The following is a 13,523-nucleotide window of genomic DNA, read 5'->3' as shown; positions in this document are numbered from 1 at the left end:
TCCGGTATCTCCCATGTCTCTTCGCGCCGCCGCGTCGCTCGTGGCCCTGCATGACGTTTCGTTCGCTCTCCCCGAAGGCCGTCCCCTCCTCGATCACATCGACCTCGGCTTCGGCGCCGAACGCACGGGACTTGTCGGCCGCAACGGCGTCGGCAAGTCGACCCTTCTGAAGATCATCACCGGCGAGACCCTGCCCTCAGGGGGCTCGGTCAGCCGCGCCGGCCGCATCGGCCTGCTGCGTCAGATCGTGCAGCCCGAGCCCGGCGAGGTCGTCGCCGACGCGCTCGGGATCACCGCCGATCTCGAACGTCTCGGCCGGCTGGAGCGCGGCGTCGGCACCGACGAGGATTTCGTCGAGGCCGACTGGACGCTGGAAACCCGGCTTGCCGATGCGCTTGCTGCCGTCGAACTCGCCGGGCTGGATTCCGCCCGCCCGATGGAGAGCCTCAGCGGCGGCCAGCGCACCCGGCTCGGCCTCGCCGCGCTGCTCTTGGCCGAGCCCGACCTGATCCTGCTCGACGAGCCGACCAACAACCTCGATGCCGAGGGTCGTGCCGCCGTGGCCCGTATCCTCGCCGGCTGGAAGAAGGGGGCGATCGTCGTCAGCCATGACCGCGCGCTGCTGCGCGACATGGACCGCATCGTCGAACTCTCGGCGCTCGGTGTGCGCATGTATGGCGGCAACTACGACCTCTATGCCGAGCGCAAATCGGCGGAACGCGCCAATGCCGCGCGGGAACTCGACCTCGCCAAGGCCGAGGCCAAGGCGACGGAGCGCCGGATCCAGGCGAGCGTCGAACGCCAGCAGAAGCGCGACAGCCGTGGCGCCAGGGCCCGCGCCAGGAACGACCAGCCGAAGATTCTGCTCGACGGCAAGCGCGATCGCAGCGAACGCACTGCCGGCGCCCTCGGCCAGCGCGCCGAGCGCCAGAGGCAGGAGGCGGCCGAGCTGCTCGCCAGCGCAGTGGCGGAAGTCGAGCGGGTCGAGACGCTGGCGCTGCGCCTGCCTTCGACCGGCCTGCCGGCCGGGCGCGCCGTTCTCGCCTTCGAGAACGTCGACTTCGCCTATCCCGACCTGCCGGCCACGATCCACCAGCTGAACCTCACCATCACCGGGCCCGAGCGTATCGCGCTGGTCGGCGCCAATGGCGCGGGCAAGTCGACGCTGCTGCGGCTCGCGGCCGGAAGGCTGGAGCCGACCGGCGGCCGCATCCAGCGCCCAGTCGCCAGCGCCATGCTCGGCCAGAGCGTCGAATTCCTCGATCCCACGCTGTCGATCGTCGAGAATTTCCGCCGCTTCAATCCGGATGCCAGCCTCAACCACGCCCATATGGTTCTGGCACGCTTTCTCTATCGCAACCAGGCGGCGCTGAAGCCGGTGCATGCACTTTCCGGCGGCGAAATGCTGCGGGCGGGACTTGCCTGCGTGCTCGGCGGCGCGACGCCGCCCGGCCTGCTCATCCTCGACGAGCCGACGAACCATCTCGACTTCGATTCGATCGCGGCGATCGAGGCGGCGCTCCGCGAATTCGACGGCGCCCTGCTCGTCGCAAGCCATGACGAGGATTTCCTGGAAGCCATCGGGATCGAACGTCGCATCTCCTTCCCGCTCGCTGGCGCGACAAGGGCCTTTCCAGCATGATCCCGGCATGATTCAGCCCGTCCAACCGCCCCGTCCCGCCGACCTGCTCGCCTGGTACGACCGCCATGCGCGCGTGCTGCCCTGGCGCACGCCGCCGGCGAAGCGCCGCGCCGGCGTGAGGCCCGATCCCTACCGGGTGTGGCTCTCGGAAATCATGCTGCAGCAGACCAATGTGACGACGGTGAAGCCCTATTTCGAGGCCTTCCTCGCGCGCTGGCCGACGGTCGGAGACCTCGCCGCCGCGCCGACCGAGGACGTCATGAAGGCCTGGGCCGGGCTCGGCTATTATTCGCGCGCCCGCAACCTGAAGGCCTGCGCCGACGCGGTGGTGCGCGACCATGGCGGCCGTTTCCCCGAAAGCGCCGCCGGCCTGCGCGAACTGCCGGGAATCGGCGCCTATACCTCGGCGGCGATCGCCTCGATCGCGCATGACGAGCCCGCCGCCGTCGTCGACGGCAATGTCGAGCGCGTGCTGTCGCGCATCTTCGCGATCGAGACGCCGCTACCCGCCGCAAAGAAGGAGATCGGCGCGCTGCAGGCGCAGCTGACGCCCTTGGAGCGGGCCGGCGACTATGCGCAGGCGATGATGGATCTCGGCGCCACGCTCTGCACGCCAAAGCGCCCCGCCTGCTCGCTCTGCCCCTGGGAAACAGCCTGCGTCGCCCATGCGCGCGGCACCGAAGAGCGCTATCCGCGCAAGGCGGAGAAGACGGACCGGCCGGAACGCGCCGGAGCGGCTTTCGTCGCCATCCGCGCCGACGGCGCGATTTTGCTGCGCAAGCGGCCCGAGCGCGGCCTGCTCGGCGGCATGACCGAGGTTCCGGGCTCGGACTGGATCCAGGGCGCGAAAAAGTCGCCGGGTCCCGAGTCCGCGCCGCTCGCCGCCAACTGGCAGCGCATCGCCCTGCCGGTCATCCATGTCTTCACCCATTTCCGGCTGACGCTCGACATCTGGCACGCCCGCCTGCCCAATAGGCATCCGGCGCCCGGTGATGCTTGGTGGGCGAGCGCGGCGGATCTGCCGCATGAGGCGCTGCCCAGCGTGATGAAGAAGGCGATCGAGGCGGCGGCCCCCGGAGCGACCCGTAAACGCAAATGACGGCCGGGGACCGGCCGTCATCGCAACTCTGAAGCGCCAGCCTATTGCTGCTGTTGCTGTTGCAGCTTCTCGATCTGGTCGCGCAGACGGATCTGCGGCCGCTGCTGATTGTCGCCGCCACCCTGCTGGTTCGGCATGCACTGGCCGCGGCGGAAGGTGGTGCCTTCCGGGCAATCCGGCCGCTTGCGATCCTGCTGCTGGTTGTTGCGCTGGGGCTGATTGTCCCGCTGGCGTTGCTGCTGCGTATCCGGCCGCTGGCGATCGGGCTGCTGTTGCGGCTGGCCCTGCTGGTCGCGAGGCATGCGCTGGCGCTGCGGCGGAACGTCGACGCAACGACCATTGCGCAGACGCTGGTCGGGCCCGCATTCGACCGGCGCCGGCCGATTCGGCCGATCCGGCTGCTGGGCCTGGGTCGGCACGCAGCGGCCACGCCGCGACACCGTCCCGTCCGGGCAGTCCTGCGACTGCGGCTGCGGCCGGCGGATGTCGACGCAGCTACCGTTCACCAGACGCTGGCCACGGCCGCAATTCGGCGTCTCCGGGCCCGGATTGACCGGCGGCGCGACCACCGGCAGGCAACGGTTGCCACGCCGGACCTGGCCGTCCGGACAGGCCTGCTGGGCGACCGGGCGGCAACGGCCATTGTCGGCCCGCTCCTGGCCACGCGGGCATGGACGGCCCGGAGGCGCGACGCAGCGACCGTTGTCGTCACGGATCTGCGGCGGACGGCATTCGCCCTGCGGCGGCACGCAGCGGCCGTTGTTGTCGCGCACCATCGGCGGGCGGCACTCGCCCTGCGGCGGGACGCAGCGGCCATTGTCGTCACGCACCATCGGCGGGCGGCACTCGCCCTGCGGCGGCACGCAGCGACCGTTGAAGTCGCGCACCATCGGCGGGCGGCACTCGCCCTGCGGCGGCACGCAACGGCCGTTGTTGTCGCGCACCATCGGCGGGCGGCACTCACCCTGCGGCGGCACGCAACGGCCATTGTTGTCGCGCACCATCGGCGGGCGGCACTCGCCCTGTGGCGGCACGCAACGGCCGTTGTTGTCGCGCACCATCGGCGGGCGGCACTCGCCCTGCGGCGGCACGCAGCGACCGTTGAAGTCGCGCACCATCGGCGGACGGCACTCCCCCTGCGGCGGGACGCAACGGCCGTTGAAGTCGCGCACCATCGGCGGGCGGCACTCCCCCTGCGGCGGGACGCAGCGACCGTTGAAGTCCCGCACCATCGGCGGGCGGCATTCGCCCTGCGGCGGAACGCAACGGCCATAGCGGTCCATGAACAGCGGCGGGCGGCAGCCGACCGGCGGCACGCAACGACCGTTGCGATCCATGAACATGGGCGGGCGGCATCCCTGCGGAGGCAGGCAGCGACCGTCGCGGGTCATGAACATGTCCGGCGGGCAACGCTGCGGGATGCACTGGCCACGGACGTAGATTTCGTCACGCGGGCAGCCGCAATAGCCGTTGGGCATGCGGACCAGATCCGGCGGGCAGCGCCAGGGAATGCAGCGCCCGTCGACGAAGGTCTCGTAACGCTCGCAATGCATCGGCGGGGGAAGGCAGGTGCCGTTCAGACGGATCATGTCCGGCGGGCAGCCGATAGAGACACAGTAGCCATCGCGGAAGCGCGTTCCGATCGGGCAACTGGGCGGCAGCAGGCAGGTGTCGCCGACCAGGAACGTTCCGACCGGGCAACCGAGCAGCACCGGTGGCGGCGGGGGAAGCGGTTCCGAGAAACGCGGCGGCGGCGGGGGCGCTACAACGCGGCGACCGGGCACCGGCGCGGCCTCGCAGGGCAGCGTGACGACGGCGCCCATATGGCCCGAGAATGACCTGTCGCCCGGCTTGTCGCCATAGGCGATGAACCAGCTGTTGGTCGGCGGCGCGTTGGTGGGCAGCACAAGCTGGGTGTCGTTGCCCTGCAGGCCGTCGACGGGTTCGACGGAAGGCGCATCGCCCAGAAGCTGCTCGCCGGTCGACCAGAGCGTGACGGCGCAGGCGTTCATCTGGATGCGGCCGCTGGAATCATAGCCGCGGCCGAGGGCGACGCCGCCATCGGCATTGCGGTAGTCCGGCAGTTGGCCAACGGCATATTGCTCGGGCACCGGCTGCCACAGGCCAGGCTCGGAATCGACCCGCGTCTTCGCGCGGAAACGCAGCACGCGGCTGTTGCCGCCCTCCGCGACGTTGGTGAAATCATAGGCGCCGGTCGGCGGCGCGCGTTCGGCCACATAGAGCAGGCCGCGATTGTCGAAGGCTATGGAGGACACCTCCATGCCCGGGCCAAGCGCCTCCACGGCGGTCTCGAAGCGCGCATCACGGGCAAAAGAGCCGTCGCGGTTGATGCCGACGGACCAGATCTCCGGCCCGGCGGCGACGGAATAGAACAGGCGGTCGTCCCGCATGGCGAGCGCGAAGACCAGGCGCTCGGGATCGGCATAGCCCCATGTCGCCGGCTGCTCCGTATCGAAGGACTGGCTGGCGATATCGACGGTGACGGGGGTCAGCGGCGCCTCGGCCAGGCCGTTGGCGGGGCGGGCCTCCAGCCCGTGGTCAAAGGTGCCGCGGTCCGTGCCATCAAGGCTGAGCTTGTGGATCAGTCCGGTCGCGCGGTCGGCGGCGAAGATCTGCTGGCTGCGCGGGTCATAGGCGAGGCCTCCCAGCGAAGCGGCGGCGTTGACGCCCTCATCGCCGATATTGGCGAAGAGCGTGACCTGGCCGGTGGTGCCATCGACGCGCCAGATCGAGGTCGGGCCACCGCGCTGCGCCGCCGGGCCGAACTGGTTGGGAAGGAACTCGGCGCCCTGCAGGCCGTGCAGCAGCCGCTTGAAGCCGCCGCCCGATGCGTCTGCGAGGCCGATCGACAGACCATAGGCCGACGTCGCGGCGAGATAGATCGAGGGCGCCGGCGCATCGTCGAGCGCGACGCCGAACACCTGCCCGACCTGGCCGGCCTTGACCGTGAACGGCTTGGCGACGTCCGACAGCCCGCCCTGCCCGCCCAGTCGCGACAGGTCGATGACGCGAGCAGCGGGACCATCCGGCGGTATGACGAGATAATCGAGCGGGTCGGCGCCGTTCGGCGCCGGCCCCGTCGCCGCGCCCGAGAAGCCGGTAACGACGGCATCCTCGGGCCCGACGATCGCCTGTTGCGACTGGGCGCCTGCCGGATTGGCGGCGAAGCCCGCGCCGGCCAGCGACAGCAAAACGGCGCCCGATAGGCGCCGCATCCAGCTTCGTGATGAGAAAAATGCCGATTCCGCGCTGGCTTTGCACCGCGCCGTCATCGAGCCCGTAAACATGGTCGCCTCTCCCGGAACGTCGTCCGTGGCGCGGGCGCGGCCAAGCAGAGGTTAGAAGAGCCGCAGTCCCAGACACGAAGCAAGCTGATCTTCTTTGGCCGGAATCTACGCCACGGCAGAACTTCCAGCCAGCGGGAACATTATTAAGGCACGCGAAATTGTCAGTGACTGCCTTCACAGCGTCATGAAGAGAACGACACTGCAGGCAGTCAGTCGTTTCAAGGATATGTTTCAAGACATTCAGGAGCGAACGCCCATGAGCGAGATCCGGCACATCGTCTTCGACATCGGCAATGTCCTGCTGCGCTGGGATCCGGAGATCCCCTTCCGTCGCCTGATCCCGGACGACCGGGAGCGTCAGCGCTTCCTCGCCGAAATCTGCACGCATGACTGGAACCTGGAACAGGATCGCGGCCGCAGCTGGGCCGACGCCGAGACGGAGCTGATCGCGCAATTCCCGGAACAGGAAGCGCGGATCCGGGCCTGGCGCGCCCACTGGCACGAGATGGTGCCGGGCTCGCTGGAGGAAACGCCCGGCATACTGGACCAGCTGATCTCGAACGGCCACGACGTCACCGCGCTGACCAACTTCGCCGAAGATACCTTCATCGAGGCGCAGGAGCGCTTTCCCTATCTGCGCCGGTTTCGCGGCGTCACGGTTTCCGGCCGCGTCGCGCTCGTGAAGCCCGAACCCGAGATCTACCGGCTGCACGCCGATACCTTCGGCCTGACGCCGGCGGCAACGCTATTCTTCGACGACAACGCCGCGAATGTCGAAGGAGCGCGGGCGGCCGGCTGGCAGGCGGAGCAGTTCATCGACGCGGCAACCATGCGCGCCGACCTCGCCCGCCATGGCATCGAGCTCGATCGCATTGCGGTCGACGGCGTCCCGAACGCCTGACCGGCGCCCTCCCCCTTACCCCGCCTGGTTGACAACGCCGCATCTCATGTAACATTATTTGTTTCATGAGACACGACAGCAGACTTTCGGGCGTCCTGCACGTCCTCCTCCACATGCTCGAGGCCGGCGAGCCGATCACCTCGGAGCGCCTCGCCGAGATGATGTCGACCAATCCGGTCGTCGTCCGCCGAATCATGGCCGGGCTGCGCGACGCCGGCTTCGTCCATTCGGAAAAGGGCCATGGCGGCGGCTGGACCGTCATCTGCGATCCCGCTGCAGTCACCCTCGACGACATCTACGTCGCCCTCGGGTCGCCGCCGGTCTTCGCGCTCGGCCATCGCTCCGAAAATCCGGCCTGCCTGGTCGAGCAGGCCGTCAACGCGTCGCTGGAGAGCGCCTTCCAGGAGGCCGAACAGCTCCTGATGGAGCGCCTCGGCGCCGTCACGCTGGCCGCCCTCGCCGCCGACTTCCACCAGCGCTACCTCGCCAGGCGCGGTACAGAGAAGGACATCAGCCATGCCTCATGACGCCATCATCATCGGCGGCAGCTATGCCGGGCTTTCGGCCGCCATGCAGCTCGCCCGCGCCGGGCGCTCCGTCTGCGTCGTCGACAGCGACACGCCGCGCAACCGCTTCGCCGCCGCCTCGCACGGCTTCTTCGGCCAGGACGGCGCCGCGCCCCGCGCCATGATCGCCCAGGCGCGCGAAAAGCTTCTCGCCTATCCGAACGTCCATTTCGTCGGCGGCACGGCGATCCATGCCCATGCGATTCCGGATGGCTTCGCCGTCGATCTCGGCATGGGCGAGACGCTTCAGGCCGCCAAGCTCGTCCTGGCCTTCGGCGTCGTCGACGAGCTTCCCGACATTCCCGGCCTCGCCGGCAAGTGGGGCAAGTCGGTGCTGCATTGCCCTTATTGCCACGGCTACGAGTTCAAGGGCCGACGGCTCGGGGCCCTCAACGTCATGGAAAAGTCGGTGCACCAGGCGCTGATGCTGCCCGACTGGGGGCCGACGACCTTCTTCCTCAACGGCGGCGCGATGCCGGATGCCGATACGCTCGGCCAGCTGCAACACAGGAACGTCGCGATCGAACCGGCCAGGGTCGTGGCGCTGGAAGGAACGGAGACGGAATTGTCGGGGGTGCGGCTCCAGGATGGCCGCGTCGTCGCGCTCGATGCGCTCTTCACCGGTTCGCGCACCCGGATGGCGAGCCCGATCGCCGAGCAGCTCGGCTGCGCCTTCGAGGAAGGCATTCTGGGACCGGTGATCCTCACCGACGCCATGAAGATGACGACGGTTCCGGGCGTCTACGCCGCCGGCGACATCGCCCGCGGCATGCATAACGCCACCTTTGCCTCGGCGGATGGCGTCATGGCCGGAACCTCGGCGCACCAGGCGCTGATATTCGAACCGCTGGCGGCCTGATCCGACACACCAGCGGCCAAACAGGACACCGCGGGACCGGAGCCCCGCGGCGTCGGCTCAGCCTCCGGCTGCAGCCAGTTCGTCGCGGACGACCTTGCGGAGATCGTCGATCGAGGTCAGCCGTCCGTTGTGGTGGACGTGCCAGAAGGTCCAGCCGTTGCAGGCGTCGAAACCCTGCACCAGCGCGCCGACGCGGTGGATCGAGCCAACCAGCGCACCCGACTCCAGCGAGCCATCCGCCCGGACGCGGGCCTGGTGACGGCCACGGGAATCGGTCAGCACGGCGCCCGGAACGATCAGTCCGCGCTCCAGCAGCGTGCCGAACGGAATGCGCGGCTCGGCGCGCTTGCCCTTCAAGAGTTCCAGGGCGGCGGCCGGCGCCGTCTCGACCGCGTCGATGCGGGCGCGGGCGGCGTCGATATAGGTCTGCTCGCGCTCGACGCCGACGAAATGGCGACCGAGGCGCTTGGCGACGGCGCCGGTGGTGCCGGAGCCGAAGAACGGATCGAGGATGACATCGCCGGGCTTGGACGAGGCGAGCATGACGCGGGCGAGCAGCGCTTCCGGCTTCTGGGTCGGGTGGACCTTCTGGCCGTCCTCGCCCTTCAGCCGCTCGCCGCCGGTGCAGATCGGCAGCAGCCAGTCGGAGCGCATCTGGACGTCGTCGTTGAAGGCCTTCATGGCCTCGTAGTTGAAGGTGTATTTCGAGCCCTGCCCGCGCGACGCCCAGATCATCGTCTCGTGCGCGTTGGTGAAGCGCTTGCCGCGGAAGTTCGGCATCGGGTTGGCCTTGCGCCAGACGACGTCGTTCAGGATCCAGAAGCCGAGGTCCTGCAGCATCGCGCCGACGCGGAAGATGTTGTGATAGGAGCCGATGACCCAGAGCGCGCCATCCGGCTTCAGGACGCGGCGCACGGCCAGCAGCCAGGCGCGGGTGAAGGCGTCATAGGCCTCGAAGCTGTCGAACTTGTCCCAGTGATCGTCGACGGCATCGACGACCGAATGGTCCGGGCGGGTCAATCCGCCTTCGAGCTGCAGGTTGTAGGGCGGGTCGGCGAAGACGAGGTCGACAGATGCCGACGGCAGCTTCTCCAACGCGGCGACACAATCGCCCTTGATGATGGTGTCGAGCCAGGGTGCCTGGTTCGCGATCTCGGCCGGCTTCCGCGCAAGTGCCTTCATTTTCCCAACTCCCCGACGCAACAAAACATGCGCCTATGGTTAGCGAACAGGGTGAAGGACCCGTTACGAAGCATGGTTAATCAATTCTAACCATGCGAAATCGCACGATTTTGCCGCCTTCGGCATCGTTTCGCCCAAAGTCTTGGTCTATGGTTCGCGTCGAACGGGCCCGGCGCCGGGCCACACCATCGAGGCCACCATGATCCGCGGTTTTCTTGCCCTGCCGGCTGCGCTGGCTCTTCTCTGCGCCACCAGCGTCAGCGTGCTCGCCGACGACGTGATGCTCGTCCTCGACGCTTCCGCCTCGATGGGCGGCAAGCTCGGACGCGACCGAAAGATAGATCTGGTTGCCGACAGCGTCGAGACGGCCGTCGCCGACTTCCCGACCGAGGCACGCATCGGCGTCCTCGCCTTCGGCGCCAAGAGCAAGACCAGCTGCTCGGATGCCGAGGTCGTCCTCCGGCCCCAGCGCAACAACAACGATCTCGCCGCCGCGGCGGCGGCCAAGCTGCAGCCGCGTGGCAAGGCGCCGCTCGCCGTCGCCGTCGAGCGCGCCGCCAACGCCCTCGACTACAAGAAGGAACGCGCCACCGTCATCGTCTTCGTCGACAAGGTCGAGGCCTGCGACGCCAATCCCTGCGTGCTGGCGGAATCGCTCGCCAAGCGCGCCAAGGACCTGACGGTGGAAGTGATCGGCCTCGGCCTCGAGGACAAGGACATCGAGAGCGTTGCCTGCCTGGCCGAGATGACCGGTGGCAAGTTCATCAACGCCAAGGACGGCACCGACGTCGCCGGCGGCCTCGCCGCCGCGCTTGCGGCCGCCAAGGCGCCGCCGCCGAACCTGCCCGCGGCCCATATCGAGGCGCCGGCCAAGGTCATCCAGTCGAGCGTGTTCGATGTCGCCTATGACGGCCCCAAGGCCAAGGGCGACCGCGTGCAGATCGTCTGGCCGGGCCTGCCGGCCGGCTCGGAAATCCGCAGCGTGCTCGTCGCCAAGGACGGCAAGATGCGCAAGCTGCGCGCCCCGGCCGAACCCGGCACCTACGAGGTCCGCTACTACCATCCCGAGCTCAACGTCGTGCTGGCGACCCAGTCGATCGACGTCGAGGTGCAGCCGACCACCGTCGCCGTGCCCGAGCATGTCGGGGCCGGCGCGCCCTTCAGCGTGGCCTGGTCCGGCCCCGCCGTCGCATCCGATGCCATCGAGATCGCACCGGAGCTCGCCGAGACCAAGCTGGCGAGCCTGAAGGTCAACAAGGACGGCCGCGCCCTCACCTTCACGGCGCCGATCGCCGCCGGCCGCTACGAGGTGCGCTACCGATCAGCCGCCGACAATTCGGTCGCCGCCAGGACCGTCTTCACCGTCGACCCGCCCTCAGCCTCGCTGAACGGCCCCGACAGCGCCAAGCCCGGCAGCCAGATCAAGGTCGACTGGAAGGGCCCGGCGGCCCGCTTCGACGATGTCGTCATCGCGCGCGCCGACATGCCGGCCGGCGAGCACGTCACGCTGGCGCGGATCCGGCCCGACCGTCCGACCGTCACGCTCGACGTGCCCTCGGAAGCCGGCAGCTACGAGCTCCGCTACGTCGCCGGCGACGGCACCGCGATCTTCGCCCGCGCGCCGCTGACGGTGCGATAGACCACCGCAACGCGGCCTCGCACGGGGATCGGAACAAGACAGTTCCGTCCCGATCTGGTAGAGAGCCCGCATATTTCCTGGATGGACCGCGCCAGGCGCCCGGTCCGTCCATCCTGCAACGCGCGATCTCGGCCGCCAGGCCTCCACCTCCCGGGTTCCCGCACAGACTGACCGGAAAGTCCTCCATGCTTGTCCTTTTCGATTGCGACGGAGTGCTCGTCGATTCCGAAATCCTGTCCTCGCGCGTCGACAGCGAGCGGCTCACCGCCATCGGCTACGACATCTCGGTCGAGGAAATGTCGCATCGCTTCGCCGGCCTGACCTGGGACCGGATCTCCAAGATGATCGAAGCCGACCTGGGCCATTCGCTGCCGGAGAACTTCCACGACGAGACCAACAAGGCGCTCGACGAGCGGCTCGCCAAGGACCTGCAGATCATTCCGGGCGTCCAGGAGATGCTCGATGCGCTCGACTACCCGCGCTGCATCTGCTCGAACTCCTCGCCCGAGCGGCTGAAGATCTCGTTGACCAAGACCGGGCTCTACGACCGCTTCCGCCCATACATCTTCTCGGCCGTCGCCGTGCGCAACAAGCAGCCGAAGCCGGCGCCCGACGTCTACCTGCATGGCGCGGCCGAATTCGGCGTCGACCCGAAGGACTGCATCGTCGTCGAGGATTCGACCCACGGCATCCACGCCGGCCGCGCCGCCGGCATGCGCGTGGTCGGCTTCACGGGCGGCACCCATTCCTGGCCGGGCCATGCCGACGCGCTGACCGCCGCCGGCGCCATCACGGTCATCAACCGCATGCGCGACCTGCCGGCCACCATCGAGGCGCTCGCCTCTTGGCATCCGGACGAGGTCTGACGCCCCGGCCATGACGGTCCGGCTGCGCGCCCATCACCTGCTCTGCATGCTGACCTATGTCGGCAAGGGCTACACGCCGGATTTCTGCGCCAACTACGACAAGATCGCCGCGCGACTGACGCGCGGCGAAGACATCGAGATCGTCGCCGGACCCGACGACGTCTGCGCGCCGCTGCTCGCGACCGAAGCGCCGCATTGCCACAACGACAGCGTGCTGGTGCGCGACGCACAGGCAGCCGCCGCGGCTTCGGACATGCTCGGCGCGACGGTCGCCCCCGGCTACCGCTTCGCGCTCGACGCCGCCCTGCTTTCCCGCTTCCGCGCCGCCTTTGCAGCGGGCACCTCGCGCACCGCGTGCGGCGGCTGCGAATGGTCGGGACTCTGCGACGGCATCGCCGGGGGCGGGTTCGACGGCACCCGCCTCGCGGGCGGCCGCTAGCGGCAGGGCCCGTTCAGCACCGGCGTTCGCCGCAGCATCCAGAAGTGCCGCCACCGGTCCAGCCGACGCCAGCCGCCAAACCGCAGCCGCACGCGGACCCGCCGGTCGGCGGCGTCGAAATCGGCGGAAAGCCAGCCGGCGCGCGGCGGAGCTCCGGTCGGCGGCCCCAGCTCCCGCACGAAGCCGATGGCGTCGCGCCCCGGCAGGGCGCGGATGGCGGGCGCGCGAAAATAGGGCATGGCCCGACATCGCCAGGCGATCGTCGCGGCCGTCAGATCCTCGGAAAGAACGAAATCCCGTGCCGGCTGGACGCGGACATAGGATGCCCGGCTCTCATCCTGCGGCCGCGCGGCGATCCGCCCGGCCAGGAAGGATGGAATCGCATCGACCAGATCGGCCGCGGCATGGGCGAGCGACACCGAATATCGCGGCTGCGGAAAGGTGACCTCCGTCTGCGCCACGATGGCGCCGGCATCGATCGCCGGCGCGAGAAGATGGAGCGTGATCCCGGCCGCGTCTGCTGCCTGATCGAGGATCATCGCCTGCACCGGCGTCGGACCGCGATATCGCGGCAGGAGCGAAGGATGGAAGTTGAAGGCCCGGCCCGGAAAGAGCGCGAGCATCTCCGGCGGGACGCGGTGCTCGAAATAGGCGGAGATGAGCACGTCGGCACCGGCTTCCCGAGCCAGGCGCACAGCGTCCGGCCAGGACGCAAGGCGGGGAACCTCGATCCGCGGCACGCCAGCCGACCGCAGGCGGCGCCCGAGCGACCATTGCGGCGCGACGCGGCCGAGCCGCCGATCATGGCGCCAGTGATCCTCGTGCCCGGCGGCGGTCCAGAACGCCGCGATGCGATGGCCGCTCGCCAACCAGCGGGCGACCACCGCAGCGGGAGCCGGGGACGGACTGCCGAGAAAGAGCGCGGTCAGCGCCAACGCCGCCTCCCTACGTCGCGACCGATGTCGTTTACTTTACGGAATCCCGTGCTACCGTCGACGAATCAGAACGGGAGCACACTGCAA

Annotated in this window: 11 protein-coding genes; 8 read left to right on the top strand and 3 right to left on the bottom strand. The window is 69.0% G+C overall.

Annotated features, from left to right (window positions below; all coding sequences use genetic code 11):
- The first annotated feature begins 13 nt into the window (after positions 1-13).
- Both OSH07_RS16860 and mutY read left to right on the top strand, forming a co-directional pair.
- Positions 14-1,642: an ABC-F family ATP-binding cassette domain-containing protein gene (locus OSH07_RS16860; protein ID WP_266339843.1), complete on the top strand. Its 1,629-nt coding sequence runs from the start codon at positions 14-16 to the stop codon at positions 1,640-1,642.
- A gap of 7 nt (positions 1,643-1,649) precedes the next feature.
- On the top strand, positions 1,650-2,741 hold the full coding sequence (mutY, locus tag OSH07_RS16855; protein ID WP_266339842.1) for an A/G-specific adenine glycosylase: 1,092 nt from the start codon (positions 1,650-1,652) through the stop codon (positions 2,739-2,741).
- A gap of 41 nt (positions 2,742-2,782) precedes the next feature.
- Here mutY and OSH07_RS16850 read toward each other — a convergent pair whose 3' ends face one another.
- Positions 2,783-5,977 carry a hypothetical protein gene (locus OSH07_RS16850; protein ID WP_266339841.1) on the bottom strand — a complete coding sequence of 1,065 codons (3,195 nt, stop codon included), beginning with the start codon at positions 5,975-5,977 and terminating at the stop codon, positions 2,783-2,785.
- Positions 5,978-6,305: 328 nt separating this feature from the next.
- Here OSH07_RS16850 and OSH07_RS16845 point away from each other — a divergent pair, with 328 nt between their 5' ends.
- From OSH07_RS16845 to OSH07_RS16835, 3 genes are all read left to right on the top strand, one after another.
- Positions 6,306-6,950 carry an HAD family hydrolase gene (locus OSH07_RS16845; RefSeq protein WP_266339840.1) on the top strand — a complete coding sequence of 215 codons (645 nt, stop codon included), beginning with the start codon at positions 6,306-6,308 and terminating at the stop codon, positions 6,948-6,950.
- Positions 6,951-7,015: 65 nt separating this feature from the next.
- A complete protein-coding gene (locus OSH07_RS16840; RefSeq protein WP_266339839.1) occupies positions 7,016-7,477 on the top strand; it encodes an Rrf2 family transcriptional regulator in 462 nt (153 codons plus the stop codon).
- A complete protein-coding gene (locus OSH07_RS16835; RefSeq protein WP_266339838.1) occupies positions 7,467-8,375 on the top strand; it encodes an NAD(P)/FAD-dependent oxidoreductase in 909 nt (302 codons plus the stop codon). The genes OSH07_RS16840 and OSH07_RS16835 overlap by 11 nt, the downstream gene beginning before the upstream one ends.
- 57 nt (positions 8,376-8,432) lie before the next feature.
- Here OSH07_RS16835 and OSH07_RS16830 read toward each other — a convergent pair whose 3' ends face one another.
- The gene (locus tag OSH07_RS16830) at positions 8,433-9,557 is read right to left on the bottom strand and encodes a site-specific DNA-methyltransferase (RefSeq protein WP_266339837.1); all 1,125 of its coding nucleotides are present in this window, start codon (positions 9,555-9,557) and stop codon (positions 8,433-8,435) included.
- A gap of 199 nt (positions 9,558-9,756) precedes the next feature.
- On the opposite strand from OSH07_RS16830, the gene OSH07_RS16825 reads away from it, so the two are divergent.
- The 3 genes from OSH07_RS16825 to OSH07_RS16815 all read left to right on the top strand — a co-directional run bounded on the left by OSH07_RS16825 (position 9,757) and on the right by OSH07_RS16815 (position 12,501).
- Positions 9,757-11,196: a vWA domain-containing protein gene (locus OSH07_RS16825; RefSeq protein ID WP_266339836.1), complete on the top strand. Its 1,440-nt coding sequence runs from the start codon at positions 9,757-9,759 to the stop codon at positions 11,194-11,196.
- Between the two features lie 185 nt (positions 11,197-11,381).
- Positions 11,382-12,062 carry an HAD family hydrolase gene (locus OSH07_RS16820; protein WP_266339835.1) on the top strand — a complete coding sequence of 227 codons (681 nt, stop codon included), beginning with the start codon at positions 11,382-11,384 and terminating at the stop codon, positions 12,060-12,062.
- A gap of 10 nt (positions 12,063-12,072) precedes the next feature.
- Positions 12,073-12,501 (top strand): DUF1284 domain-containing protein, encoded by a 429-nt coding sequence (locus OSH07_RS16815; RefSeq protein ID WP_266339834.1) that lies wholly within the window; start codon positions 12,073-12,075, stop codon positions 12,499-12,501.
- Here the strand turns inward: OSH07_RS16815 and OSH07_RS16810 are convergent.
- Positions 12,498-13,436, bottom strand: a complete 939-nt coding sequence (locus OSH07_RS16810) for a formyltransferase family protein (RefSeq protein ID WP_266339833.1) — start codon at positions 13,434-13,436, stop codon at positions 12,498-12,500. The genes OSH07_RS16815 and OSH07_RS16810 overlap by 4 nt on opposite strands.
- Positions 13,437-13,523 lie beyond the last annotated feature (87 nt).

This window comes from Kaistia nematophila (genome assembly GCF_026343855.1).
Classification (GTDB): Bacteria; Pseudomonadota; Alphaproteobacteria; order Rhizobiales; family Kaistiaceae; genus Kaistia; species Kaistia nematophila.
The sequence above is the reverse complement of the archived record's forward strand: the minus strand, read 5'-3'. Positions and strand labels throughout refer to the sequence as shown.